This window comes from Microbacterium pollutisoli, assembly GCF_053586795.1.
This window is the reverse complement of record NZ_JBNYWT010000006.1, coordinates 67,121-93,820: the sequence shown is the minus strand read 5'-3', so window position 1 is coordinate 93,820 and position 26,700 is coordinate 67,121. Positions and strand designations below refer to the sequence as shown.

General features: G+C 67.0%; 21 protein-coding genes, 1 tRNA gene and 1 pseudogene. 13 read left to right on the top strand and 10 right to left on the bottom strand.

What is annotated here, in order from left to right; translation table 11 throughout:
• The first annotated feature begins 330 nt into the window (after nucleotides 1-330).
• Nucleotides 331-1,074, top strand: coding sequence for an endonuclease domain-containing protein (locus tag ACQ143_RS13365; protein WP_449571200.1), 744 nt, complete (start codon nucleotides 331-333; stop codon nucleotides 1,072-1,074).
• Between the two features lie 155 nt (nucleotides 1,075-1,229).
• On the opposite strand, the gene ACQ143_RS13360 is transcribed toward ACQ143_RS13365, so the two are convergent.
• Genes ACQ143_RS13360 through ACQ143_RS13350 form a run of 3 tightly spaced genes read right to left on the bottom strand, consistent with a single transcriptional unit; the run spans nucleotide 1,230 to nucleotide 2,802 of the window.
• Complete coding sequence (locus tag ACQ143_RS13360; protein ID WP_449571199.1) at nucleotides 1,230-1,460, bottom strand: helix-turn-helix domain-containing protein; 231 nt, start codon at nucleotides 1,458-1,460, stop codon at nucleotides 1,230-1,232.
• Nucleotides 1,457-2,122, bottom strand: a complete 666-nt coding sequence (locus ACQ143_RS13355) for a hypothetical protein (protein ID WP_449571198.1) — start codon at nucleotides 2,120-2,122, stop codon at nucleotides 1,457-1,459. The genes ACQ143_RS13360 and ACQ143_RS13355 overlap by 4 nt, the downstream gene beginning before the upstream one ends.
• Nucleotides 2,122-2,802 carry a hypothetical protein gene (locus ACQ143_RS13350; protein ID WP_449571197.1) on the bottom strand — a complete coding sequence of 227 codons (681 nt, stop codon included), beginning with the start codon at nucleotides 2,800-2,802 and terminating at the stop codon, nucleotides 2,122-2,124. Before ACQ143_RS13350 ends, ACQ143_RS13355 begins: the two co-directional genes overlap by 1 nt.
• A gap of 212 nt (nucleotides 2,803-3,014) precedes the next feature.
• Between ACQ143_RS13350 and ACQ143_RS13345 the strand changes: the two genes are divergently transcribed.
• The 4 genes from ACQ143_RS13345 (at nucleotide 3,015) to ACQ143_RS13330 (ending at nucleotide 7,560) form a co-directional block, all read left to right on the top strand.
• Nucleotides 3,015-5,537, top strand: a complete 2,523-nt coding sequence (locus tag ACQ143_RS13345) for an ATP-dependent Clp protease ATP-binding subunit (protein WP_449571196.1) — start codon at nucleotides 3,015-3,017, stop codon at nucleotides 5,535-5,537.
• An 86-nt stretch (nucleotides 5,538-5,623) separates the two neighbouring features.
• Complete coding sequence (locus tag ACQ143_RS13340) at nucleotides 5,624-6,142, top strand: amino-acid N-acetyltransferase (protein ID WP_449571195.1); 519 nt, start codon at nucleotides 5,624-5,626, stop codon at nucleotides 6,140-6,142.
• A gap of 45 nt (nucleotides 6,143-6,187) precedes the next feature.
• A complete protein-coding gene (locus ACQ143_RS13335; RefSeq protein ID WP_449571194.1) occupies nucleotides 6,188-6,877 on the top strand; it encodes a hypothetical protein in 690 nt (229 codons plus the stop codon).
• 278 nt (nucleotides 6,878-7,155) lie between these two features.
• Nucleotides 7,156-7,560 carry a dehydrogenase gene (locus ACQ143_RS13330; RefSeq protein WP_449571193.1) on the top strand — a complete coding sequence of 135 codons (405 nt, stop codon included), beginning with the start codon at nucleotides 7,156-7,158 and terminating at the stop codon, nucleotides 7,558-7,560.
• A gap of 117 nt (nucleotides 7,561-7,677) precedes the next feature.
• Here the strand turns inward: ACQ143_RS13330 and radA are convergent, their stop codons facing one another.
• From radA to ACQ143_RS13310, 4 genes are all read right to left on the bottom strand, one after another.
• Complete coding sequence (gene radA / locus ACQ143_RS13325) at nucleotides 7,678-9,045, bottom strand: DNA repair protein RadA (RefSeq protein WP_449571192.1); 1,368 nt, start codon at nucleotides 9,043-9,045, stop codon at nucleotides 7,678-7,680.
• Nucleotides 9,046-9,144: 99 nt separating this feature from the next.
• On the bottom strand, nucleotides 9,145-10,095 hold the full coding sequence (locus ACQ143_RS13320; protein WP_449571191.1) for an L-lactate dehydrogenase: 951 nt from the start codon (nucleotides 10,093-10,095) through the stop codon (nucleotides 9,145-9,147).
• 75 nt (nucleotides 10,096-10,170) lie between these two features.
• The gene (locus ACQ143_RS13315) at nucleotides 10,171-10,971 is read right to left on the bottom strand and encodes an SDR family oxidoreductase (RefSeq protein WP_449571190.1); all 801 of its coding nucleotides are present in this window, start codon (nucleotides 10,969-10,971) and stop codon (nucleotides 10,171-10,173) included.
• Between the two features lie 104 nt (nucleotides 10,972-11,075).
• On the bottom strand, nucleotides 11,076-12,470 hold the full coding sequence (locus tag ACQ143_RS13310; protein ID WP_449571189.1) for an MFS transporter: 1,395 nt from the start codon (nucleotides 12,468-12,470) through the stop codon (nucleotides 11,076-11,078).
• Nucleotides 12,471-12,607: 137 nt separating this feature from the next.
• Between ACQ143_RS13310 and ACQ143_RS13305 the strand changes: the two genes are divergently transcribed.
• Both ACQ143_RS13305 and ACQ143_RS13300 read left to right on the top strand, forming a co-directional pair.
• Nucleotides 12,608-12,698: transfer RNA gene (locus tag ACQ143_RS13305), tRNA-Ser, on the top strand.
• A gap of 194 nt (nucleotides 12,699-12,892) precedes the next feature.
• Entirely contained in the window at nucleotides 12,893-13,222 is a 330-nt protein-coding gene (locus tag ACQ143_RS13300; protein WP_449571188.1) for a hypothetical protein, read from the top strand.
• 33 nt (nucleotides 13,223-13,255) lie between these two features.
• Here the strand turns inward: ACQ143_RS13300 and ACQ143_RS13295 are convergent.
• Nucleotides 13,256-13,552, bottom strand: a pseudogene (locus ACQ143_RS13295) (tyrosine-type recombinase/integrase); the annotation flags it as partial.
• A gap of 193 nt (nucleotides 13,553-13,745) precedes the next feature.
• On the opposite strand from ACQ143_RS13295, the gene ACQ143_RS13290 reads away from it, so the two are divergent.
• The 6 genes from ACQ143_RS13290 (at nucleotide 13,746) to ACQ143_RS13265 (ending at nucleotide 22,548) form a co-directional block, all read left to right on the top strand.
• Entirely contained in the window at nucleotides 13,746-15,050 is a 1,305-nt protein-coding gene (locus tag ACQ143_RS13290; RefSeq protein WP_449571187.1) for an ABC transporter substrate-binding protein, read from the top strand.
• Between the two features lie 150 nt (nucleotides 15,051-15,200).
• A complete protein-coding gene (locus ACQ143_RS13285; RefSeq protein WP_449571186.1) occupies nucleotides 15,201-16,052 on the top strand; it encodes a carbohydrate ABC transporter permease in 852 nt (283 codons plus the stop codon).
• Nucleotides 16,053-16,093: 41 nt separating this feature from the next.
• Entirely contained in the window at nucleotides 16,094-16,948 is an 855-nt protein-coding gene (locus tag ACQ143_RS13280) for a carbohydrate ABC transporter permease (RefSeq protein ID WP_449571304.1), read from the top strand.
• 82 nt (nucleotides 16,949-17,030) lie between these two features.
• Complete coding sequence (locus ACQ143_RS13275; RefSeq protein ID WP_449571185.1) at nucleotides 17,031-19,016, top strand: glycoside hydrolase family 2 protein; 1,986 nt, start codon at nucleotides 17,031-17,033, stop codon at nucleotides 19,014-19,016.
• Nucleotides 19,013-21,454: a hypothetical protein gene (locus ACQ143_RS13270; RefSeq protein ID WP_449571184.1), complete on the top strand. Its 2,442-nt coding sequence runs from the start codon at nucleotides 19,013-19,015 to the stop codon at nucleotides 21,452-21,454. The genes ACQ143_RS13275 and ACQ143_RS13270 overlap by 4 nt, the downstream gene beginning before the upstream one ends.
• Nucleotides 21,455-21,501: 47 nt before the next feature.
• Complete coding sequence (locus ACQ143_RS13265; RefSeq protein ID WP_449571183.1) at nucleotides 21,502-22,548, top strand: LacI family DNA-binding transcriptional regulator; 1,047 nt, start codon at nucleotides 21,502-21,504, stop codon at nucleotides 22,546-22,548.
• Nucleotides 22,549-22,808: 260 nt separating this feature from the next.
• Here ACQ143_RS13265 and ACQ143_RS13260 read toward each other — a convergent pair whose 3' ends face one another.
• Together ACQ143_RS13260 and ACQ143_RS13255 are read right to left on the bottom strand one after the other, a co-directional pair.
• A complete protein-coding gene (locus ACQ143_RS13260; protein ID WP_449571182.1) occupies nucleotides 22,809-25,643 on the bottom strand; it encodes an FAD-binding and (Fe-S)-binding domain-containing protein in 2,835 nt (944 codons plus the stop codon).
• Nucleotides 25,589-26,641 (bottom strand): LacI family DNA-binding transcriptional regulator, encoded by a 1,053-nt coding sequence (locus ACQ143_RS13255; protein WP_449571181.1) that lies wholly within the window; start codon nucleotides 26,639-26,641, stop codon nucleotides 25,589-25,591. The genes ACQ143_RS13260 and ACQ143_RS13255 overlap by 55 nt, the downstream gene beginning before the upstream one ends.
• Nucleotides 26,642-26,700: the final 59 nt, after the last annotated feature.

Sequence of the window (26,700 nt, the reverse complement as noted above, 5' to 3'; positions counted from 1 at the left end):
CTCCCCAGGGCGGTGCAGCCTCCTCCCCAAGGACGGTGGGCTGCGCCACCGTCCACAGAGTCGCCCCGAACGCGCCATGCGCACGACCGGCACGCGAATCTGGTCGGCATGAGACGTGGTGACCTTCCCGCGGACCTGGGCCGGACGTTCACGACGGTGGATGCCGGGAGGCGTGGCGTATCGGCGTCGCGCCTGCGCGCGGGGGATCTGGAGCTGCCCTTCCGAGGTGTGCGCACGCGTACGACTCTCGTCGACGAGTCGCCGAACACCAGCGCTGTCGCCCGTCGCGAGCACGAACTCCGCACGCATGCGCTGGCGTACGCGCTGGTGATGCCGATCGCGCAGTTCTTCACCCATCTGACGGCTGCCCTGTTCTGGGGTGTTCCGCTGCCGCCGAGCCTGATACTGAAGGCGCCCCTTGCCCCCGATGTCGGGGTGATGAGCCCTGGGCGCGCACCGCGCAACCGCGCGGTCCGAGGGCACGAAGTGGCAGTCCAGCTAGCGCATATAGTCAGCCATCCCACTCATCGAGTGCGTGTTGCGTCGCCGGCGAGCACGTGGGCGATGCTCGGGGCGCTGGTCCCCGACATCCGCGATCTCGTCGCCGCCGGTGATGCGCTGGTGCGCGAGAAGATGTTCGCCGAGAGTCCGAAACCGCTTGCTTCGAAGGAGAACCTGGCCGCGGCGATCGATAGCGGGAGGCGCGTGGGCATCGCATCGCTGCGCGAGGCACTTCCGCTGATCCGCACCCGCTCTGCGTCACGGCCCGAGACATGGCTGAGGTTGGCGCTGGTCCAGGCGGGTCTGCCCGAGCCTGCGCTCAACTGGACCCTCACCGTCGACGGTCGCACCGTCGCGTGCATCGATCTCGCCTACCCCGGGCGGAAGATCGCTATCGAGTACGAGGGCGGCCACCACCTCACCGACGATGAGCAGTGGAACACGGACATCGCCCGCTACGAGAACCTTGTCGCTGCGGGCTGGTTCGTCATCCGGGTGACCAAGGACCAGCTCTTCGGGGATCCGGCATCCATCGTCGCCCGTGTGCGACGCGCGATCGCCGACCGCCAATAGCCGCGGCGTTCCCCTGGCGCGGATTGCGGGTGCTGCGCGACCACACCCGCGATTCGCGACAGGAGAGCGTCAGAGGGTCACGTTCCCCTGACGCGGATTGCGGGTGCGGCGCGACCACACCCGCGATTCGCGACAGGAGAGCGCGGCGGGTGCCCTCAGTCGGCGCGCACGAGCAGCTCGCCGACTTCGCAGTCCAGTGCGCGGCAGATCGCTGACAGGGTGGAGTAACGGATCGCGCGGGCGCGGTCGTTCTTCAGGATCGACAGGTTCACCACCGAGACACCGACGACCTCTGACAGGCGGGTGAGGGTCATCCCGCGGTCGGCGAGCAGCTCGTCGAGACGGCAGTGGATGCCGGTGATCTCGTCGTCGTCGGCGGGACTCATATCAGCCCTTCGGTGTCCCGCTGCAGGCGCCGCGCACGAATGAACAGTGCGGACGTCAGCACGAACAGCACGCCGAGGAACAGCAGCGGCCAGTTCGTGTCTTGCAGGGTGAACTCCGGCGGCACGACCCATTCGCCGGAGGGAGCGTCGTCGCCCGAGGTGGGGTAACCGAGTTCCGAGACCGTGGTCGCCGTGGCCAGGCGGATCAGCCAGGGCGCCCCGATCGACGCCACGGCCGACAGCAGGCCCAGTACCGCGACCCCGATCGTCGCGGCGCGGGTGAAGCTGCGCTGCATGCGCATGCATACGGCCAGCACGATCAGCACGACGAGCGCGACGAGAGCGACCGCGAAGTTCAGCCCCAGCGCCACGGCGGTGAGGGTGCGCGGCACGATGAGTTCGGCGTAGCTCGAGATCAGGACCGTCCCGTACGCGTAGGTGTGGGACTCGTTCGCGGCGCCCGTCACCAGCGGTACGACATCGAGCGGTGATGCCACCGGCACCTCGACGATCCACTCCGGCGCGAACACGTCGGAGATGAGCCACAGCGCGAAGAACAGGGTGGCCGCAGCGAGCAGCGCTCCGGCGATGATCGCGACCGCGAGGGCAGCGCCGCGCGCGGCGCCGGTGATGATCGCGGCGGGTGGGAGAGAGGTGGTCATCAGACGAGTCCTTCCGTGTCGCGCTGCAGCCGCGTGCCGTCGATGATGAGCAGGCCCAGGACCGCGATGATCACACCGAGCAGAACGCCGGCCAGGTCCATGCGGTCGAGGATCCACTCGAAGTCCCACAGCGAGAGGATCACGGCATCGGGGCTGTCCACGGTCATGAGCGCATCGGCGGCAGGGTCGTAGATGCGGTATCCGAGTTCCTGCACGCCGAGGTCGACGGCGAGTGCCTCGAGCTGAGGGGCGAGAGCGGAGGCGATCACCACGAGCAGGCCGACGCCGCCCAGACCCCAGCCGAGCAGCCGGGCGAAGCTGCGACCCCGTAGCATCCTCACCGCCAGGATCACCAGCAGCAGGCTGCCGGCGATGACCACGACGATGGCCAGTGCCGCGGCGATCGCCTGCAGTGTCCGCGGTCCGCTGAGTGCCTCACTGCTGGAGATCAGCACGCCGGGGTAGTCAGCTCCACTCGGCTCGGTGGGCACCTCGCCATTGACAGGGATCTGCGGAGAGCGCCCCGTCATGAGGTCCGCGCGCCCGGTCCAGAAGCCGCCGAAGTAGGCGGACAGAGTCGGTACGGCACCGATGATCGAGGCGACGAGCAGCGCGCCGCCGACCACGAGTGCGGCGATGAGTGCGCTGGTGCGCCCGGCGTGTGCGGGGTTACTGGACATCCGTGCTCCCATATCGATAGTCGTTGTTATCGAAAAACGATATGTTGTGTCATGGGCGCGCGTCAACCCCCATCCTGTTCCGGCTGTCACCGACGCCCGTGTGCCGAACCCCGAAGCGGTGCGCCGACGGCGAACACGGGCATACCGGCATCCAACCCTCGTTATCGTCTTTCGTAGGCACCAGAAGACTCGGTGCCCGGAGGAGTCAAGACATGTTCGAGAGATTCACGGACCGTGCCCGTCGTGTGGTTGTGCTCGCCCAAGAAGAGGCGAAGATGCTCAACCACAACTACATCGGCACCGAGCACATCCTCCTGGGCCTGATCCACGAGGGTGAGGGTGTCGCCGCCAAGGCCCTCGAGAGCCTGGGCATCTCGCTCGACGCCGTGCGCGAGCAGGTGCAGGACATCATCGGCCAGGGGCAGCAGCAGCCGACCGGGCACATCCCGTTCACGCCGCGTGCCAAGAAGGTGCTCGAGCTCAGCCTGCGCGAAGCGCTGCAGCTGGGCCACAACTACATCGGCACCGAGCACATCCTGCTCGGCCTGATCCGCGAGGGCGAGGGCGTCGCCGCGCAGGTGCTCGTCAAGCTCGGCGCCGACCTGAACAAAGTGCGCCAGCAGGTCATCCAGCTGCTCAGCGGATACCAGGGCAAGGAGCCCGCGGGCGTCGCCGCCGGCGCCGGCGAGCAGAACCAGCCCGCCCAGGGCGGCTCGGCTGTGCTCGACCAGTTCGGCCGCAACCTCACCCAGGCCGCGCGCGACAACAAGCTCGACCCGGTGATCGGCCGCGAGAAGGAGATCGAGCGGGTCATGCAGATCCTCTCGCGCCGCTCCAAGAACAACCCTGTGCTCATCGGCGAGCCCGGCGTCGGCAAGACCGCCGTCGTGGAGGGCCTCGCGCAGGCCATCGTCAAGGGCGACGTGCCCGAGACGCTCAAGGACAAGCAGGTCTACTCGCTCGACCTCGGGTCGCTCATCGCCGGGTCCCGCTACCGCGGTGACTTCGAAGAGCGGCTGAAGAAGGTCACCAAGGAGATCCGCACCCGCGGCGACATCATCGTGTTCATCGACGAGATCCACACCCTCGTCGGCGCCGGTGCCGCCGAAGGCGCGATCGACGCGGCATCCATCCTCAAGCCGCTGCTGGCCCGCGGCGAGCTGCAGACGATCGGCGCCACGACCCTCGACGAGTACCGCAAGCACTTCGAGAAGGATGCCGCGCTGGAGCGCCGCTTCCAGCCGATCCAGGTCGCGGAGCCGAGCCTGCCCCACGCGATCAACATCCTGAAGGGGCTGCGCGACCGCTACGAGGCGCACCACAAGGTGCAGATCACCGACGGCGCGATCGTGGCCGCGGCGAACCTCGCCGACCGGTACGTGTCCGACCGCTTCCTGCCCGACAAGGCGATCGACCTGATCGACGAGGCCGGCGCTCGCCTGCGCCTGTCGATCCTGTCGTCCCCGCCCGAGCTGCGTGAGTTCGACGAGAAGATCGCCAAGGTCCGCGAGGACAAGGAGTTCGCCAGCGAGGAGCAGGACTTCGAGAAGGCCGCCGCCCTGCGCGACGAGGAGAAGAGCCTGCTCGCCGAGCGGCTGCGCCTCGAGAAGCAGTGGCGGTCGGGCGACGTGGCGACCCACGCCGTCGTCGACGAGGGCCTGATCGCCGAAGTGCTCGCCCAGGCCACCGGCATCCCCGTCTTCAAGCTCACCGAAGAGGAGACCAGCCGCCTGGTCTTCATGGAGAAGGCGCTGCACCAGCGCGTCATCGGCCAGGACGAGGCCATCGCCGCCCTGAGCCGCACGATCCGCCGTCAGCGCGCCGGTCTGAAGGACCCGAAGCGCCCCAGCGGCTCGTTCATCTTCGCCGGCCCCACCGGCGTCGGAAAGACCGAGCTGGCCAAGGCGCTCGCCGAGTTCCTGTTCGACGACGAGAGTGCCCTGATCTCGCTCGACATGAGTGAGTTCGGTGAGAAGCACACCGTCTCGCGCCTGTTCGGTGCCCCTCCCGGGTTCGTCGGGTTCGAAGAGGGCGGTCAGCTCACCGAGAAGGTGCGCCGCAAGCCGTTCTCGGTCGTGCTGTTCGACGAGATCGAGAAGGCCCACCCGGACATCTTCAACTCGCTGCTGCAGATCCTCGAAGAGGGTCGTCTGACCGATGGTCAGGGCCGCGTCGTCGACTTCAAGAACACCGTCATCATCATGACGACCAACCTCGGTTCGCAGGCGATCGCCGGCGGCCCGGTCGGGTTCCAGGTCGAGGGCAACGCGCAGACGACGTACGAGCGGATGAAGGGCAAGGTCGACGAAGAGCTCAAGCGCCACTTCAAGCCCGAGTTCCTCAACCGCGTCGACGACATCATCGTCTTCCCGCAGCTGAACAAGGACGAACTGCGCCAGATCGTGGGTCTGTTCACGAAGCGGCTCGCCGAGCGTCTGCTCGACCGCGACATGACCGTCGAGCTGAGCGACGCCGCGAAGGACCGGCTCATCGAGATCGGGTTCGACCCGACGCTGGGCGCCCGGCCGCTGCGCCGCGCGATGCAGCGCGAGGTCGAGGACCAGCTCTCCGAGCGCATCCTGCACGGTGAGCTCAACCCCGGCGACCACGTGAAGGTGGATGCCGCGGACGGCAAGTTCACGTTCGAGCACGGGCCGCGGGGGGATAAGGTCGCCGTCGGCGTCGGGACCAACCCCGCCATCGAGGCGACGCCCGACATCGTCGCCGGCAGCTGACGACACACATCCACCGGAAGGGCCGGAGCGTCACGCACGCTCCGGCCCTTCCGCGTCCGGCGGCGAGGGCGCTCTAAGGTGGATCCGTGACCGAACCCCACACCACGACGTCGTACACGGTGCGGCCCGCCCGCACCTCGGATGTGCGGGCCATCGGTGCGCTGCTGGCGCCGTATGTCGACCGACGCATCCTGCTGGGCAAGGAACTGGTGACGCTGTTCGAGTCGGTGCAGGAGTTCATCGTCGCCGAGCACGAGGGGCGTCTCATCGGCTGCGGCGCGCTGCATGTGATGTGGGAGGACCTCGGCGAGATCCGCACCCTCATCGTCGCCGACGAGTGGCTGCACCATGGGGTCGGCGGGGCGATCGTCCGGGCTCTGGAGGAGAACGCGCGCCGACTGGGGCTGACCCGCCTGTTCTGCCTCACCTTCGAGGTGCCGTTCTTCACCCGGCACGGCTTCGCCCCCATCGGCGAGCACATCGTCGACCCCGACGTCTACTCACAGATGCTGCGCAGCCCCGACGAAGGCGTCGCCGAGTTCCTCGACCTCGCGCACGTCAAGCCGAACACCCTGGGCAACACCCGAATGCTCAAGCACCTCTAGGCGTGCCGACCCGGTCGAGCCTTTACGTCGGCTTAGCCTGAAAGGGTGACTGCGACACCGCCCCGCCGGCCGTCACCGGCCGTGTACCGCCGCCGGCGACTCGTGCTGCTGCTCGTCCTCCTGGTGCTGATCGGCGGCATCGTCGCCCTGTTCGTCTGGCAGCCTTGGCAGGCGTGGGGCGAGCCTGAGCCGCCGCGCGCGCCGGCCGCGGCCGAGGATGCCGGTGCGCCGACCCCCGGAACACCCACGCCGGGCGCGACCACGCCCGCGGCGGCCGAGACTCCGGCATCCACCCCCACCCCCGACCCCACGGGCACCGAGACGACACCGCCGGTCCCGCCCTGCACCACCAGTGACATCACCGTGCTGGCCGTCACCGACCGGGAGTCGTACGGCGGAGACCAGAAGCCGCAGCTGTCGATCTCGCTGACCAATGACGGCCCCGAGGCCTGCATCATGAACGTGGGCACCTCGACGCAGAAGTTCGAGATCACCAGCGGCAGTGACACCTGGTGGCGCTCGACCGATTGCCAGACCGAGTCGAGCGATCAGGTCGTGCAGATCGAGTCGGGGCAGACGGTCGCCAGTGCGACCCCCCTCGAATGGGACCGGACGCGGTCGTCCGTCGACACCTGCGATGAGGACCGACCCCGAGCGCCGGCCGGGTGGTTCCACCTCTCGGTGTCGATCGGCGGCATCGAAGCCGCCGACACCCGGATGTTTCAACTCAACTGAAGCGACACGTCCCGGAAAACCCCGGAAAACCGCGGCTATTTAAGAACATTCTCATCGAATGTCCCCCATCTGGCGGACACAGTTTCGCCGGTGGTTGCGTACTCTGGAATCAGCTCCCGCCGGCGACCCCCGTTGTCCCCAGCAGCGGTAGCCGGGTCTACCCCAGAGGCCCGGCATCGGATCCCCCGCCACGGTGAGCAATGGGCCCTTTCGATTTCCCCAGTCCCCAATGGGGGGACCGAGAGGGCCCCTTCTCTTTGCTCTCGTAGGCTGGAGTCATGGCCGCCAAGAAGCGCTCGAAGAAGGACGCGCCCGAATTCCGCAATCCGCAGCTGAGTGACGCCCTGCAGACGCAGGACATGGCTGCCGTGGCGTTCGCCCTCCGGCATGGGCCGACGGTCGTTCCGATGATGCGGCCCGGGCAGCGGGACAACCCGCTCGACGGCGGCGAGGTGTGGACCTACCGCGACCCGAACACCGGCGAGATCGCCCTGCTGCTGTTCAGTGATGCGAAGCACAAGCCGGCGGCGCTGCCCCCCACCGTCGCGCTGCAGTCGCCGAGCTGGTTGCGCACCTTCCTCGGCACGCATCAGGAGGCCATCACGACGGTGTTCCTCGACATCGCAGGTCCCCACCCGATGCAGGCCTCGCCGACGGACCTGATCGCCGCGCTCGACGCGTGACGGCGACGCCGGCGCCCTCGACGCGTGACTGCCCCCTCGACGCGTGACTGCCCCCTCGACGCCTGACGGCGCCGTCGCCCGCATGACGGCCTCCGCGCCGCTCCGAAGCCGTGCCGCTCAGAACTCGGGGACGTCCTGCCCCGGTTCGGCGCGCAGGCGCACGCGCACGTCGTTCAACGCCGTGCGCAGCCGCCCCGAGCGGTGGTCGATGAGCTCGCGGTAGCCCAGCCGTGCGGCCTCGGATCGGCGCTGCGGGGATTGGGTGACCGGCCGCACCTCACCCGCCAGACTCAGCTCGCCGATGGCCGCGATGTGGCGGGGGATCGAGAACCCCTGCACGGCGCCGGCGACGGCCAGAGCGATGGCCAGGTCGGCGGCCGGCTCGGTGAACCGCACGCCGCCGACGGTGGACACGTAGACGTCCTTGTCGGACGTCTTCACGCCGGCTTTCTTCTCGAGCACGGCGAGGATCATGGCCACTCGGGCCGAATCGACGCCGTTGACGATGCGTCGGGGGTTCGGCGCGTGGGTGTCGATCGTGAGTGCCTGCACCTCGACCGGCAGCGCCCGGCGCCCCTCGAGCGCGACCGCGACGCACGTGCCCGGCTCGACGCTGCCCTGGCCCAGGAACAGGGCGGACGGGTCGGCGACTTCGGTGATTCCCGCACCGGTCATGTCGAAGCATCCGACCTCGTCGGTCGCGCCGAAGCGGTTCTTCAACGCCCGCACGAAGCGCAGCGAGGTCTGCCGATCGCCCTCGAAGTGGCACACGACGTCGACGAGGTGCTCAAGGATGCGCGGCCCGGCAATCGACCCGTCCTTGGTGACGTGCCCGACGATGATGACCGGCAGCCCGCGCTCTTTCGCGACGCGGATGAGGGTGGATGCCACCTCACGCACCTGGCTGGGATGCCCGGCCACGCCCTCGGACAGTGCCGAGGACACCGTCTGCACGGAGTCGACGATGAGCAGATCCGGTGACGTCTGGTCGATGTGGCCGAGGATGGTCGCCAGGTCGGTCTCGCTGGCCAGGTACAGCTCGTCATGCAGGGCACCGGTACGCTCCGCGCGCAGACGCACTTGGCCCAGCGACTCCTCCGCGCTCGCATACAGCACCCGGCCGCCGGCACGGGCGGTCTGCGCGGCGACCTCGAGCAGCAGGGTGGATTTGCCGACCCCGGGCTCGCCCGACAGCAGGATCGCCGCACCGGGCACGATGCCGCCGCCGAGCACCCGGTCGAACTCGCCGACGCCGCTCGTGCGCCGCGGCGTCTCGGTCGTGTCGATCGTGGTGATCGGGCGGGCAGCCCGCGCAGCCGACGGTGCGACGGGCGCGACGCTGCGGGTGATGCCGGTCTGCTCCGCAGCCTCGACGACCGTGCCCCACTGCTGGCACTCTCCGCAGCGGCCGACCCACTTCATGGCGGTCCAGCCGCACTCCGTGCACCGATACGGGTTTGCGGTGGCGGGTTTTCGCGAGGCCATAGCCCCAGCGTACGTGGGCCCGCAGACACCGCAGGCGCGGAGCCGGCGGCATCCGTGAGCGCCGGGTCAGCCCGAACGGCCCGCAGACAGGCGTCCGGGTCAGCGCAGCGAGTCGGCCACCTTGTGCAGCTCGGCGGCCGAGTGGTGGAACAGCTCGAGCTCGGTCGGCGAGAAGGTCGTCTCGCGGATCGGCTCGGCGCCAGTCGCGCTCACGATGCACGGCACCGACAGGGCCATGCCGTTCACGCCGTGGAAGTCGGTGAGCACCGGCGAGACCGGCATGACGGCGTGCTCGTCGCCGAGGATCGCCTCGACGATCCGCGCGCTCGACAGGCCGATCGCGTAGTTGGTGGCGCCCTTGCCCTGGATCACCTTGTACGCGGCGTCGCGCACGTCGATCGCGATCTGGTCGAGCTCCTCGACGGTCATCCTGTCACCGCGCGGGGTGACCCAGTCGAGGATCGGCACCGTGCCGATGGTCGCCTTCGACCACAGGGCGAACTCGGTGTCGCCGTGCTCGCCGACGATGTAGGCGTGCACGTTCGACGTCGACACCCCGGCGCGCTCGGCGAGCTTCCACCGCAGGCGCGACGTGTCGAGGACTGTGCCCGACGCGAAGAGTCGCTCCGGTGGCAGTCCGGTCTGCTCCAGGGCCAGCGCCGTCAGCACGTCGCAGGGGTTGGTGACGATGACATACACGGCGTTGGGGGCGACCTCGAGCAGCTGCGGCATCATCGACTTCATGATCCCGGCGTTCACGCCGGCCAGTTCGATGCGGGTCTGCCCCGGCTTCTGCTTGGCGCCGGCGGTGATGACCACCACGTGCGACCCCTCGACGACCGACAGGTCACTGCCGCCGATGATGTCACTGGTTCCGGTGAACTGCGTGCCGTGGGCGAGGTCGAGCACCTCGGCTTCGACCTTCTCGGTCGCGATGTCATAGAGCGCGACGTGCCGCGCCGAACCGCGGATCAACGCGGCGTACGCGGTGCTCGAACCGACGCTCCCGGCGCCGACCACAGTGACTTTCGAGTTCTCGATGACCGCCATGAGGTCAGTCTGGCAGGGGGCGGATGCCGGGGTCCAGCCCCTCGGGCCCCGGCATCCATTCAGGGGGAGGTCAGGTCACTGCGGGTCGTTCCACGACCAGATGTCGTCGCCGCGCAGGGTCGCGTCGGCGCCGCCGTCGTTGTAGATGACCTGCCCGGTGACGTGGGTGTTCTCGGGCGAGGTCAGCCAGATCAGCAGAGCGGCGATGGACTCCGGCGACTGGTGGCCGTTGAGCGGCATGGGGACCGCGGCATCCACCATCTTCGCGCCCTCGGGCGTGGACAGCAGACCCGCCGTCATCGGGGTCAGGACGGTGCCGGGGGCGACCGCGTTGAGGGGGATGCCGGCACCGGCCCAGTCCGGGCTGATCGAGGCGCGGCGCACCCAGCGCGACAACGCCCGCTTCGACGACGGGTAGACGAGGTACCCGATCGCCGGACCCTGGTCGGCCAGCTGCTGCGCGATCGCAACGGCCGTGTCCTCGTCGCCGGCCAGCGCCGCCTCGACCATCTCCGACGAGTTGGGCTGCAGCGACGCCATCGACGACACGACGGCGGCACGCGGCGCCTCGGCGGCGGCCAGCGCCGGCTGCAGGGCGGCCAGCAGCTCGGTCACGCCGAAGTAGTTCACGGAGATGGTCCTGGCGATCGGCGCCGAGATGCCCGCGCACGCGATGACCGCATCGATGGTGCCGCCCGCCAGCTCGATGGCATTCGCGGCGGCGTCGGCGCGCCCCTGCGCGCGGGACAGATCGGCCTCGACGTCGGCATTCTTCAGATCGATGCCGATCACCCGCTCGCCGCGGTCGCGCAGCATCTGTGCCGTGGTGGCGCCGATGCCGGAGGCCGACCCGGTGATGACGTAGGTGCGAGCCATGACTGCTCTCCGTTCTGCGGGCACCTCGTGGGTGCCGCGGCGGGCTCCGATGTGGTCTTACCACAAACGCTAGCGGGTCAGGCTGCTCGGGAGCGCCACGACTATCACTCAGTGGGAGTGGTGGATGCCGGGGCTTCGGCCGCCGGCGCCGGATTCCTGATCCCCGCCCAGGACACCAGTCCCCCCGCGATGACGAGGACCGCGGTGACGATGACCGCGCGGTGGAAGCCGGCCAGGTCGAGCGCGCCGCCGGTGATGAACGCGAGGACGGCGATGACGAGGAGACCGGCGACGCGGGCGACGGCGTTGTTCACGGCGGAGGCGATGCCCGAGCGGTCGGCGTCGACGGCGCCGAGGATGGCCGACGTCAGCGGGGCGACGGTGATGACCAGGCCCAGGCCGAACACGACGATGCCGGGGAACATCTGCCACCAGTAGTCGAAGTCCTCGTCGACGGCGAGCAGCAGCAGCGAGCCGACGCCCATCAGGAGGGGGCCCACGGTCATGAACAGGCGCGGACCCCACCGTCCGGCGAGGGTGCCCACCGACGAGCTGAGCACGATCATGATGAGGGTGGCCGGCAGGCTCGCGAGTCCCGCGAGGGTGGCGGGCAGGCCCGCTCCCTGCTGCAGGTACACCACCACGACGAACCCGTTGAGCGCGAGCGCCGCGTAGATGAAGAGGGTCGCGATGTTGCCCATGCCGAAGTTGCGGATGCGGAACATCGACAGGGGGAGGATCGGTGCGGCCGTGGTGCGCTGGCGGCGCAGGAACAGGGCGAACATGACGACGCCGGCGACGGCGGGGATCCAGATGGCCGGGTGGACCCAGCCGAGCCGTGGCTCTTCGATGAGTGCGAAGACCGCCAGGCCCAGGCCGAGGGTGCACAGCGTCGCGGCGAGCCAATCGATGCGGCGGTCGGGTCGCGGGGTGTCGCGGGTGGTGAGCCGGGTGAGAAGCCAGAGCGTGATCGCGATGGGGACGATGTTGACGACGAACACCCACCGCCACGAGAGCAGGTCGACGAACACGCCGCCCAGCAGCGGGCCGATGACCATGGCGCTGGTGGTCCACGCCGTCCACATGCCTATCGCGCGGCCCTGCAGCGCGCCGCGCATGCTCGAGGTGATCAGGGCCAGTGAGCTGGGCACGAGGAACGCGCCGGCGGCCCCCTGCAGCGCGCGGGCGATGATGAGGATGAGGGCGTCGGGGGCCACCGCGATGATGAGCGAGGTGATGCCGAACCCGATCAGGCCGATGCGCATGACCAGGATTCGCCCGTAGGCGTCGCTCACTGACCCGGCGACGAGGATGAGCGCGCTGAGGGTCACGAGGTAGCTGTCGACGACCCACTGCTGGGTGATCAGGCCGCCGCCCAGTTCGTCGCTGATGGCGGGCAGAGCGACATTGACCACGGTGCCGTCGAGGAAGGCGACGAACGACGCCAGCACGGCGACCGCGACCACGAGGCGCTGGTTCGGCGTCATCTGATCAGCCATGTTCGCCACGCTAGACCTGTGACCCGGCGCGCGGGAGGGGATGTGCCGGCCCGAGTGGATGCCGATCGGCCGGCGCCCGCGGAATCTCCACAGGTACTGATTCGCGCATGGGGGCGCGGTCGCGTACACTTTTCCGCGGTGACGTGTCCGAGCGGCCGAAGGTGCGACTCTCGAAAAGTCGTGTAGGGTAACCCCCTACCGTGGGTTCAAATCCCACCGTCACCGCCACGTGAAACCCCCGCAGATCCCTTGAAAACACTGGGATCGCGGGGGTTTCGCATTGGCGGCGGAACTGGTTTGAGAAGAATTTGAGAAGACCGGTCTTCTCAACCCGGGTGTGAGCGTGAATCAGGACATCGGTGACGCTTCGCGTCGACAGTTCGGCGACAGTAGAGTCGGCCTCCGAGGACTGGGATGCTGACATGAAGCTTGAGATCACCACGACCCCCCGCGAGACGCTCGTATGGGCACCGACCCAGGGCGCCGCTGCCGAGTTGCGGCGGCTCCTTGTCGCCGCCAATTGTCTGGTGCTGGATGCGGATCCGTGGGAACTCGACTTTGACCGGATCCCTGAGGGGGAGCGCGATCAGTTCGACCCGGAACGCGTCGTCGACGTCGAGATCGGTGCCGCGGCCTACGCGTCCCTCACCGCTCTCGTCGATTCCGGTCACGAGTTGCGGTGGCATCGCTGGCAGCGTGAGCCTCTGGAGGACCAAGTGTGGGGTGTGCCAGTCGGTCCCCGCGAAGCGTGAGCGGGGTGGGAGCACCGTTGCTTCGATGGGTGATCAGCGAGGACCGAGTCCTGATCGCTCCTGCTCGCGGATGATGGTGAATGGTGGAGCCTGACGGGCGCGACTGAGCGCGTCGGCAACGTAGTCCAGGTCATCGTCGAAGAGGTCGGCATACGTGTCGAGTGTCATCGCGGCCGACGCATGGCCGAGCATCCGCTGCACGGCCTTCACGTTCGCGCCGGCGCTGATCGCGAGGCTCGCGGCCGTATGACGCAGGTCGTGCGGCGTGACGATCGGGAACGTTGAGTCCTTCGCTCGCGCTCGCTTGACCGCATTGGCGAACCAGCCGTCCTGCGAGTTAGGCAGCCGTAGGTGGCGCTACACCACTTTAAGGGGCACTACTTCCGCGAGTGCGGCGTGGGCACTCTAGCGCGGGGGCTGTGGCTGTTCGCTGGTCGAAACATCGTTGTCTTCCGCCTTCAAGTGCGGTACCTTGAGACCTACCGAAGCGTTTCGGTACCCGAAACCCTCAAAGGAGAGTGTCATGACAACGAAGAGGTTGCGAACTGCCCTGGTGTTCGCCAGCGCGGGTGCACTAGTTGTGCTCGCCGGGTGCAGTGCAGGTGGCGACGATGCCAGTGGTGGGCCGACCGAGATCAACATAATCGCGCCCTCCAATCCGCCGTCGGATGCGGGCTTCCAGGCAGTGACGGAGGCGTTTAACGCTGCCAACCCGGACATTCACGCGACGTATACCGGCGTTTCGGACTACGAGACCACGCGGGCTGCGCAGCTAACCGCCAGCAAGGCCGATATTGTGGCCTGTTACCCGCGGCAGCCGACCGGGCTGCCGGATGAAGTGGTCAGCGAGGACACGCTGATGGCGCAGTCGGGGACGTTTGTTGACTTGACCGACGAGCCCTTCATGGACAACTATCTCCCAAGCGTGCTGGCGTCGCCGCGGTCGGCTATCGACGACCGCGTCTACGCAGTGCCGACCGGCCTTTCGTATGCCACGGGTGTCTACTACAACAAGAGCCTGTTCGACGAGCTCGGCCTGGAGATTCCCACCACCTGGGACGAACTGCAGGATGTGATGTCCGTGCTCAACGAGAACAATGTCACGCCGTTCGGCTTCGGTGGCTTGGACGCATTCCCCGCAGCGCTGCCCCTCTACGGCATCCTGGCCTCCTACTACCCGACCGATGCGGACAAGACCGAATTGTTGGAGGGGATCTACGACGGGTCGGTCGACTTGACCGAGGGCGCGCCGCTGGAGGTCATGGAACGTCTGCAGACCGTCTACGACAACACCACCCCGACGTCGCCGGGTATCAGCGTGGTCGAGTCGTTCGGAGCTTTCGCCAACGGGGAGTTCGCGATGCTGTTCGATGGCTCCTGGGATCAGAAATCAATCGCCGATGTGGTGGGCACGAAGTTCGATGTTGGGATGTTCCCTCTTCCTGGTGGTGACGACGCAGCCGACAACCACAACCTGAACGGCAAGCTTGAGCTCCAGATGTGCGCGGTGGAAGGTAGCGAGCACAAGGAGGCGGCGCTGAAGTGGCTGGAGTTCTTCTCCCAGCCGGAGAACTACGCCACCTTCACGGAGCTGTCCGGTTTTGCCCCCTCCCAGCCTGACATCGCCAGCGACGACGCCTTCCTCAACTCGATCGCGGATTACACCAGCGAGTTCTCCCTGTTCTGGGAGGCGATTTTCATCGCGCCGCAGGGGCTGGCACCAGAAGGCGGAGTCGGTTTCGCCTACCAGCTGCTGCCCCCGCTCGGCGCCCAGACGCCCGAGGAAGCCGCGGCGGCTGCCGAAGCGGCCTGGGAGGCTGTGCGATAGCCGGACCGCTGTGAGGTAGTCCTGGGCCGGGGCGGCGGAAGCCGCGCCGCCGCGGCCCGGGCGACGAAAAGCAGTCTTCGAGTCAGGATGTCCATCGCTGTGAACCCGAACCCCGTCACCTTCCCCTTCCGTCGACGTAGCGCTCTTCGCGTGACTTACTACGGTGCGTGGATCCCCATCCTCTTCTTCGTGTTCGTTCCCGCGATCATCACCGTGGTTCTGTCGTTCACGGACATCCGACGGACCCCCGGTCTGCCGTGGGAGTGGGTGGGCATCGAGAACTACGTGAGGTTCTTCAACCCAGCCCGGCTGAGTAGCTCCCTGCAAGTCATCGAGAACACGCTGATCTACGCGGCGCTCACGGTCCTCGTCGGATGCTTCCTCTCGCTGGGGATTGCACTGCTGCTGAACAAGAAGCTGAAAGGCCGCATGTTCGCTCGGGCAGTCGTGTTCATGCCGACGATCCTCGGGGTCACCGTGGTCGGGCTGATCTGGTCGGTCATCTTCTCGGTGTATGGCCCCATCCAGCAGGTGCTGGGTTGGTTCGGAGCCTCGTCAAACTTCTTTGGCGACAAGACCATTGCGCTGTACCTGGTCATCTTTGTCGTGATCTGGAGTGCTATGGGCACGACCACGATCATCTTCCTTGCGGGGTTGCAAGCGATCCCGCCTGAACTGTACGAGGTTGCTGCCATTGACGGCGCAACCAGTCGGCAGACGTTCTGGTACATCACGTGGCCGCTGCTGGCACCCACCTTCACCACGAACATGCTGTTGAGCGTGATCGCTGGGCTGCAGGGCTTCGCCATGATCTACGTGCTCATGGGGACGGCACGCCCTGATACCGAGACGCTCGGCGTTTCTGTGTTCTCCGCGGCGTTCGGTGGCGGCAACGCAACTCAGGGCTTCGGGGCTGCGGTGGCGATGATCCAGTTCGTTCTTGTCGGCCTGGTCGCGCTCGTGGTGTTCAGCTACCTGAAGTGGCGAGAGGAGAAACTGTGAACACGGTTCGCGTGGTGGTCCCCTCAGTACCGGCGGAAGGAATGACCGTGACCACGACTCGTGCCGCCGATGACCGGATGCGCCGCCGTCAGCGGCGTTTCCAAGTCGGCTCGTACGTCTTGCTCAGCTTGCTCATCCTCTCTTATACCATCCCGTTACTGTACTTGGTGAACACCGCGTTGAAGTCCTACGCGGAGTATGCGGTCAACCCGAACGGCCTGGTGCAGGACCCGCAGTGGGCGAACTTTCCTGATGCGTGGCAGCAGGGCAACTTCGGCACCTATCTCCTGAACACGCTGCTGTACGCCATCACCGGCGCCGGTGGGGTGACCCTCCTTGCCCTGATGATCGGATTTCCGCTGGGCCGCGGCTACATTCGCGGCTCGAAGTTCTGGTTCGGGGTGCTGGCGAGCTTCCTTTTCCTGCCCAACGCGATCGTCGCGCAGTACCAGCTGCTGATCGGCATGAACCTATATGACACTCGTGTCGGCTACATCGTCATCCTGGCGCTCGGCGTCGGCATCGGTCCGTTGCTGCTGGCGGCGTATGCGCAGTCGATTCCCCGGGAGATCGACGAGGCTGCCGCGATCGATGGCGCCGGATACTGGCGATACTTGTGGACGTTCGCCGTCCCGCTGTGCCGTCCCGCACTGGCTACTGTCTTCCTGCTCAGCGCGGTAGCCATCTGGAACGACATCATCTTGGGCACGGTCCTGTTCGCCGATTCGTCGAAATGGCCGATCGCCACCGGCCTGAACGCGTTCAAGGGCGTCAACCTGACCAACTGGCCATTGCTGGCGGCGGCGACGATCATCGTCGCGGTGCCGCTGATCGTGCTGTACCTGTTCGTGCAGCGCTACCTCGTCAACGCCGTCGCTGGCGCCGTCAAGGGATAGCCACGATCCGACAAGGCCTGCCGGCGCCGGACTGCGTCGCGCCGACGACCGTGACAACACGTCGATTGGAACAAACCGGAATATGAACATCGATCTGAGCGGACGAGACTGGACGCTGGTGGGCTGGCGCCGCAACGACTGGGAGTTGGCGCGGACGCCGGCGGCTGGGAAGGTGGCCTACCCCGATGTGGCCACCGTGCCCGCAACCGTTCCCGGGTCAGTCACCGGGGCTTTACAGCGCTCCGGCGTCGTCTCTGACCCGACGGTGGGAGTGAACTCTCGCGCAGCTGAATGGGTCGAGCATCGAGACTGGGAGTTCAGCCGCGTCCTAGCGGACGGGCTGCTGGTAGAAGGCACGCGGCTGTGGTTGGACTGTGAAGGCCTCGACTACGTCGGAACCGTTCTGCTGGGGCAGCGCGAGGTGGGCCGGTTCCGTGGCAGCTTCGTTCCGCACGCTTTTGATCTGACCGACGCCTACCGGGCCGGGGAGCGGAAACTCCGGATCATTCTGACTGGCGCGCCAGATGGATTGGCTCAGAACGGGTGGACGAGCAAGATCCGTGATCTGAAGCCGCGGTTCAACTATGGCTGGGACTGGACGCCGCGTACCGTCTCCGCCGGAATCACGGGGGCGGTCCGGTTGCGCCGATGCACGCCAGAGGCGGTCACGCTGCGAGCGATCATGCATGGCGACTATGACCCTGCTACCCGTACGTCGACCGTCGAGGTCCGACTGTTCGTCCACGGGGAGCTTCCAGCCGGGTCGCGGGTGCAGGTCATCGTCGATGACGAACAGATCTGGGACGGCCTAGCCGGTGGTGAGACGATCAGGGCCGAGGCTGCGGCAGCACCGTGGCAGATTTCCGGCCGAGGCGAGCAGCGGCTTCACAATGTGCTGCTGCGTGTCGTCACGCCCGGGGGTGTGGTGTTGGCAGTCGTCGAACGGCGGATCGGGTTCCGCCGGATCGAGTGGGCGGCCACCGCGAACGCGCCGGAAGGATGTGACCGGTGGCTCTGCGTGGTCAACGGTGAACCGGTATTTCTTGCCGGGGTGAACTGGGTCCCGATCCGCCCCCAGTACGCCGATCTCACCGAGGCCGACTATCGTTCCCGGCTAGAGCGGTACCGCGACCTGGGCGTCGTCATGGTCCGGGTGTGGGGCGGTGCGGGCATCGAGAGGCCTGAGTTCTACCGGATCTGCGATGAACTCGGTCTGCTGGTGTGGCAAGACTTCCCGATGAGTTCGTCCGGCTTGGACAACGAGCCGCCGAGCGATCCGGACTTCATCGCTGCACTGGTCGAGGTTGCGGAGAGCTACGTCGAACGTCTCGCGCATCATCCGTCTCTCACGCTGTGGAGCGGGGGCAACGAACTCACCCACGTCGCTGAGCCGGGAGTTCCCGGCTCGCCGTTGGATGTTACGCACCCGACTCTCGCCGCGTTGCGCGCGGTGGTCGAACGGCTGGACCCGCGGCGACGGTACGTCGCCACTACGCCGACAGGGCCTCGTTTCGAGGCCGATCCGGCGGAGTTCGGGCGCGGCGTACATCACGATGTACACGGCCCCTGGGAGTTCGACGGCGACTTGGACGAGTGGCACGCGTACTGGGACGAAGATGATGCCGTCATGCGCTCGGAGGTAGGTGTCGCGGGCGCTTCGGATATGGACCTGCTTGCTCGGCACGGCCTCACCCAAGCCGCCACGCCTGAGGAGCTGCGCCAGCTGTGGACGCATTCCTCAGGATGGTGGTTGAGTCAGCTCGACAAGTGGCTTAGTTCCGGCGGTGATCTGACCGAGTTGGCCGAGTGGGTCGAGCACAGCCAGCTACGACAGGCCGAGATGCTCGGCTACGCCGCCCGTCGCAGCCTGGAACGGTTCCCCGCCTGCGCCGGCTTCCTGGTCTGGCTCGGACATGACACCTTCCCCTGCGCCGTGAGTCTGTCGCTGCTGGACAGCGACGGTGCACCGAAACCTGCCGCCAGCGCTTTCGGCGACGTGTTCGCGTCGCCTCGGCCTGCCGACATCCTGACACCGGTCCCCAGCTTTCTTCATGCGGAGCAGAAATGAACAATCCCACTACCGGCATCGCACCGACCGCCCTCGAGCTCTTGCAGACCGACGCGCTGCAGCAACGGTCGTTGAGCCTGCCCCTGAGCCGAATCGTCATCAACCCGCAAGACTTCATGTCCGATGCAAGCGAAGTCGCGCAGAACTGCGGGCCGACGTTTCCGCTTGGACTGGGGTACTACGCGTTTGATGAGGCTACAATCTTGCCGCAGTTCCTGACGTTGTGGGCGGTGGCCCCCGGCGCCACTTCACCGGCTGTCTCTCTCGGGGAGGCGGTCGCAGTCGCCGCGACCGGGTGGAGCGGCGGTGACGACGTCCACCTCGAGACGCGCACGGATTGCGTGACAGTGTTCCGCACCAGTGCTGATGGCGGTCACCTCAGCACCGCAAGAACGCGGGTCAGTATCGGTGACCAGACACCTGTGCTGCGTGTCTCGGTCGGCGCGGTGCGCGGCCAATGGACCCTGCATGTCGGTCGGGTGGGCACGGAGCCGGTGATGGTGCTGCCCGGGGCCGCAACGCTCGGCCAGCACTACCTGGATCTGCGCGCTTACTTCCCTGACGGTCTTTCGGGAGAGGTGGAGTTGGCGATCGGCGTCATTGGGGAGGGCGCCTTTGTGAGCATCGATGAGATGCGGTTCGTCCCCGCCGCCGATCGACACAGCATCGGCGCGTCCAGTTACGACACCGACTGGTCGCCGGGCGGCCTGGGACTGGAGGGCCACTACAGCGGGCTTGACGTTCAGGGGGTGGACGCGTTCGTCGATCGCGACAGCGTGGTGCGCGAACTGAACTTCTCCTTTCCGCTGTCGCCGACCACCCCGATGACCCTCGTCGGCCGCCACATCGCACCGCCCTCCCAGGATGCTTCCGGCACCGTCACGGTCTCCGCGTCAGGAATCTGTGTCGCCGTCGCTGTCAGCGCCGGCGGGCCGATCCGGTACTACCACGACGAATCCGAACTGGCCGCCGGGGGAGCGGGTTCTCCCGTTCCGGTGTCGCCGGTCGGCGTCTGGGCGATCCCGTTGCTGCCGGGGCAAGCTCGGTACACGATCGGTGTTGCGGTGACACCAGATGATCCGGGACGTAGCCGGCAGCTTGCTGTTGACGCTACCCGCGCCAGCGCCACCGAACGACGCCAGCATTGGCACGAGTACTGGGACGACCAGCTCGGGCGGTTGCCTCGTCCGGCGCGCTTCGAGTTGCGCGGTGTCGATGCCATCGACGTCGGCCCGGAGGCGGTGCGCGCCGAGTATTACCGAGCCTTCATCGGACTACTCTCGAACGTCCTCCCCCAGCAGCCTGAGACGGGCTTCCGATACCCGACCGTTGCCACAGGCAAGGCCTCGATGTGGAACTACGGGGCGCCCGGGGCGCGATCGGCGGCCGCCTGGGAAACGTTCCTGGCCATACAATTCCTCGGCTATGTGGACGGGTCGTTGGCGTGGTCCTGCTTCAACGGTCTGATGTCGCTGGTGGATGCGGAAGGATCGCTGGCCGGGGAAAGCCTTCCCAGCCGGAAAGCGCAGACCGCGTGGGTGCTGTACTGCCTCACGAAAGACCGGGACGCGTTGGCCGCCGGGTACCCGGGATTGCGGCGGCTGCTGGAGTGGCAGGCAGAACGTCCCCGGTGGGTATACGGCACCTATGACAATCCGGGGGAGTTGGACGCCGAGTTCCTGTCTTCCCTGATCGTCGACCTGGACTTCGGTGTGCAGATCGCGATGGAGCTCGCGGCGCATGATGACGTCACGCGATTCGGGCAGCTGCGGGACCAGCTGAACGGCGAATACCGCGCCAAATGTTTCGCCGGTCCGCAGCAACGCGCCATCCAACATTGGTTCCCGGATAGTGACGCGTCGTTGCGCGGCGGACCCGACGGGTTCGGGCTGCAGGTGTCGATGGGGTTGGCGGTGCCCGGACTAGCTGACTGGCAGGTGGGGTCGCTGCTGGCCCGCTTCGACTCTCATTTCGACCCAACAGACCAGCTCGCCGGGTTCGACTTCGTGAAACACCCCAACGTCAGCTACACCGTCCGTGGTCTTCTCGAACGCGGCCGTGAGGCAGACGCGTTGGCACTGTCGAACGCGCAATTGCGGGATGTGATCCGTTCCGGATCGTTCGCAGAGGTCTACGACCGTGGCCTGCAACGACCCCGGCCCTGGGGTGTGCGCCCGTCCATCTTCGGCATGACGCAGGTGCTGGACGCCGTTTGGCTGAACAACGGGCTCCGCATGGATCTAGGTGTTCCGCATGCAGTCGCCCTGCCCGGAACGGACGGGGGTGTCTCGGGGATCCCTCTGGCGGGGCGCCGCATCTCGCTGACGGTGCACGACTACTCCGCCACGATCTTTGACGAGGCCACCGCTGCCCCCGCCGCTCGCACGCTCTTCGCGGCCCATCGGGCCGGAACGGCCTTTCCCGAGCATACTTACTGACTGGCCGTCGGAGACGGGGCGATTTCGCCGCTCGATAAGATTGGGCAATGATGGCAGACCCCATCGCAGGGGACAGTGGCCGCGTCACGATCGGTGACGTGGCCCGGCACGCTGGCGTGGCGATCAGTTCGGCGTCGGCGGCGCTGAACAACCGGTCAGGCGTGTCCGATGCCACGCGTCTCCGTGTGCGTCGGGTCGCCCGAGAACTAGGGTTCGTGCCCTCCCCGCATGCCCGGTCGCTATCCTCCAAACGCGCCTACGCGATCGGGCTGGTCATCCATCGCCCCGCCGAAGTACTGGAAGCTGACCCGTTCTTCGGAGCCTACGTCGCAGGGGTTGAGCGCGCCGCGGCGGCACGGGGGAACGCGCTTGTGCTACAGATCGCTGAGGACGAGGCGGAAGAGACTCGCCGGTACCGGGAACTGGCCGCCAGCCGAATGGTTGACGGTGTCTTGCTCAACGAAACCACTGACCCGGACCGACGTGTCCAACTGGTTCAGCAATTGGGGCTGACCGCGGTCGGCGTCAACGCCGGGGCAGAGTTTCCGTTCCCCGCGGTACACCAGGATTCCAGCCGCGGCGTCGCTGAGATCGTCAACCATCTGGTGGAGTTGGGGCACCGTTATATCGGGCATATCAGCGGCGCCCCCGCTTACGTGCACACCCACGAACGGGAAGCGGCCTGGCGTTCGACTCTGGCGGTCGCCGGACTGCAGCCCGGCCCCGTATTCCCCGGTCACTTCACTTACGACGCCGGGTACCGTGCAGCCGAAATGTGGCTGGAGCTGACTCATCGACCCACCGCGGTCTTCTGCGCGACCGATCTCAGCGCGATCGGATTCATTCTGCGGCTGCAGGGCGCGGGGGTGCGAGTACCGCAAGACGTCTCGGTAGCCGGGTTCGACGGCATCACCATGGCCACCATCGTCCGCCCGACGTTGACCACATACAGCGGAACCCCCCGGCTACTCGGTGAAGCGATGGCGGCCCTACTCGTAGATGTCATCGAACACCCTGAAGAGGCGATCTCGGATGTCGAAGTTCCCGCCGGGCACCTGCTGCTCCGGGATTCGACCGCGCCGCCGTCCTGTTGATGAGCCCCGCGCCGGTGCTGGTCCCGTCAGTCGTTCTGCTACGCGGCGGACTGTGCTGGGGAATCGGTTCGCTGCCGCGCGTCGCCCGCTGGTGAGCCTCACGGCCCGATGGCGTACCGCCGCGCGAGCTATCGCATCGCCGGGCGGGCATCCTCGTTCGATGACCCGTTCGCTGTGACCCGACAGCGTGAATCCGCCGACGCGAACTCGCGGGGGGCACGCATCGCGGTCCCGGCGGGTCCTTGCCCAGTTTCCTGGGGTCAACTGGTGGGTTGCGGCGGCCGGGTACTGTGTTCCAGGAGCTCGAGGATGTGAACGTAGGTCTTCCCGGTGGCGCGTGACATTCCGAGTTCGCAGGTGCGGTTGGCGGACGCGTAGGCCGCGAAGGCGCGCGAATTGACCTCGCCTGCTTCCCGGGCGGTGGCGGACGCGGTCAACTCCGGGTGCAGCATGCCACGGTCCCCGGCGAACGCACAGCAACCCCACTCCGCCGGTTCGAACACGTCGGGGCTGAGCGCGCGGGCGATTGCGGCCAGATCGTCGTCGATGCCAAGCTGCGTGGTCGAGCAGGTGCGATGCAGCGCGATGGACGATATTGGGGTGGTGACGACGAGCCGGCCAAGAAGTCGCTCGCGGACATACTGGACGGAATCGACGAAGCGAAGGTTGGCGTACGCGGGCCCGGTTGAGTGGGCCCGGGCGGCCATCGACCGCAATCCCTCGGTGCACGAGGCGGCGTCGCAGACGATCGGCAGCTGGCCGCCGCGGCTGGCTACAAGAAGGGCAGGCAGGACCTGCTCGGTCATCGTGTCGTACCCGTCGCGGTGTCCCTTCGACTTCCAGGGGGTGCCGCAACACATCGAGGACACGTGGTCAGGCTCCACAATCGTCAAGTGCGCGCGTTCGCACAGCAGACGGAACGCCTCGCTGCTACCCACGCCGCCGCCACCAGGGGCGAACATTGTGCCGGTGCAGGCGGCGAAGAACACAGCCTCCGCGCCGGGCGTGACGCCACCGCCGCGCCGGGGGTATCCTCCGCGGGGCAGATCGCTGGAGTAGCGCGGGACCTCGTCGGCACCCAGCAGCATCCGGCCCACGTCGGTGGCGGCGGTGACGATTGGCGTGGGCAGCGCACCTGCCAGCGAGAGCGCAGCCCCCCCGGCGCGGGCAACGGTTCCCCAGTTCCGGGCGGCCAGGTTCCAGCCAGCACCGGTGAACCGGTTGGCGGTCTCCGCCCGCAGGCGCCGAACGAGATCGCCGGTATTGATATCGACCGGGCACGCGACAGAGCACATACCGTCGACGGCGCACGTCTGGACACCGTCGTAGTCGTAGTCCCGGGCAAGGTCAGCCAGCAGGGCTGTGTCACCGCGATCCTCGGCGGCCCGCATCTCCCGGCGCAACACGATCCGCTGGCGGGGGGTCAGGGTGAGGGTCTTGCTCGGGCAGGTGGGTTCGCAATACCCGCATTCGACGCAGCGGTCCACTTCCTCTTCGACCCTTGGTGCCGACTTCAGATCGCTAAGATACGACGACGGGTCCTCCGACAGCAGCACCCCAGGATTCAGGATGCCAGCAGGGTCGAACAGGTCTTTGATCCGACGCATCACGCCATACAGCTCGTCGCCGAACTGACGACGCACGAACGGCGCCATGATCCGGCCGGTGCCATGCTCGGCCTTCAGGGTGCCGCCCTGTTCGAGGACCAGATCCACCATGTCGGCGGTGAAGCGTTCGTAACGGGCGACGCTGGCCGGGTCGTCGAATCGCTCGCTGATCATGAAGTGCACATTGCCGTCTTTGGCGTGTCCGAAGATCACACAATCTGTGTACCCGTGCAGGGCAAACAGATCGACGAGTCGCTCACACGTGGTTAGCAGCCGGTCGACCGGTACCGCGATATCCTCCAGCAGCGCGGTCGTGCCCGACGGTCGCGCTTCGGCCACCGCTGTGTAGAGCCCCTTGCGCACATGCCACAGTGTCGCGCGCGCGGCCGGGTCGGTGGTGAAAGTAAACGGCCTCGCCAGTTGCAACCCCGATGAGATGTTCCGGAATGTGGCGACGCGCGCCTGCAGCTCGGCCGCGTCCTGCGCGTGATGTTCGATCAATAGTGCGGCGTGCGACTCGACGGAGATCCCTGCGATCACATCCGGCACGTCACTGAGAGTCTGTGCGACCCGCAGGGAGGTGGCATCCATGAGTTCGATGGTTGCCAGTTCCGCTTCCACCAGCGCCGGCAGGGCGGCGGTGGCCGTGGCAAGATCGGGGAAGACGAGCAGGCCGGTGGCGATGGCCGGGCTAACCGGAACGGTCTCGAAGGTGGCCTCTGACACGAACCCGAGGGTGCCTTCACTGCCGATCATCAGGTGGCTGAGGATGTCCGCGGGCGTTTCGAAGTCGATCAGCGAGTTGAGTCCGTAGCCCATCGTGTTCTTGATCGCATACTGCCGTCGAATTTCGGCGACCAGGTCTGGCCGTCTGGTGATGCGCTCGCGCAGTGCGATCAAGCCCGCGTGCAGGTCGGGATCATGGGTGCGAAGCAACTCATCGGCGTCGGGGGCGCCGGTATCGATTGTGGTGCCGCTGGGCAGGGTGACCACCATGGAGCGCAGCGTGCGGTAAGTGTTCTGTGTGATTCCGCACGCCATGCCGCTGGAGTTGTTGGCTACCACCCCGCCGATCGTGCAGGCTATCTCGCTCGCGGGATCCGGACCCAGCTTCCGTTGGAACCGGGACAGCCGAGCGTTGACCTGCCGCACCGTCACACCAGGCTCGACGGTCACGGTCGTCCCGTCGGAACTAACGACGATGCGCTGAAAGCCTTGACGGATGTCGAGCAGCACCGAGTCCGTTACTCCTTGGCCGCTGAGACTGGTGCCACCCGATCGCAGCGTCACCGGCACCTTTCGCTGAGTGCAGGACTGGAACACCGCGGCCACGTCGGTCGTGCTGGTGGGTTGAATCACGACCGATGGGATGAGCAGGTAGTGCGAAGCATCGTGTGCGCGGGCGAACCGATCGATCGACCGGTCGAGGAAGGTCAGATCGGCGGGGAGGTCGGCGCGGTCAAGGACGGAAATGGGGCGGGATGGCATTGATCGTATTCCTGAGGGGTGTCGGGCCGCTCCGAGCCGCGCAGCACGAGCGTGGTGGGGAGGACGGTGGTGGTTGCCGGTGCGCCGTCACCATTCGCGCGCGCGATGACACGCTCTGCGGCGAGGCGGCCCATCTGCGAAATGTTCTGCGTGACCACCGAGACGGCGGGCATCGCGAGTTGTGCTGCTTCGAAGTCGTCGAACGCAATCAGCGGGACACGCCGCCCGTGGCGGCGAAAGGCGAACAGCGCCCCGATCGCGGCACGGTTGTTGGCGGCGAAGATCGCATCGGGATTGGCGCCGTCCAAGAGTCGGAGCACGGCGGCCGTTGCGTCCTCTTGGCTGTGGGCATCGCTGGCAACGAGGGTGTAGTCGACGACGAGGTCCGCGTCCGCGAGGGCGGTACGGTAGCCGTCGAACCGCTCCTGCATCGTGTAAAGGGCGAGGCTGTCGCCCACGAACGCGATTCGGCGGGCACCGGTTTCGACCAGAGCGCGCACGGCGTGCGAGGCGCCACCTGCGTTGTCGGCGAGGATGGTGTCGGCTAACCCGGCCGCATCCATCGGGCGGTCGAGCACCACCAGCGGTGGAACAGGGGGCGCAACCGTCGACCACGGCCGGTTCGGACTCTTCGGTGGCACCACAATCAGCCCGTCTACGCGCTGTTCCATCAACCGATCGATCACACGGTCGAAGGTCTGTCCGTCTTCTTCCGAACTCGCGCTGATGAGCAGATAACCTCGTGCGCGGGCGGTCAGCTCGATGGCCTGGGTGAGGGTCGAATAGTATGGGTTGGACAGATCGCTGATTACCAGACCGAGAATCTTGCTCGTCCACCCAGGGCGGATGCTGGCGGCAGCGAGGTTTCGTCGGTAGCCGAGCTCCTCGATCGCCGCCCCGATTCGCGCTGCCAGTTGCGGGTTGATGTTCGTCTCGCCGTTCACGTAACGTGACACAGTCTTAAGCGCCACACCTGCCACCCGTGCGACATCGTTCATCGTCGGATTCGCGCCCATACTCGCCTCCATAGACAGTTCCGTGCGCCTAGGTGGCCGGT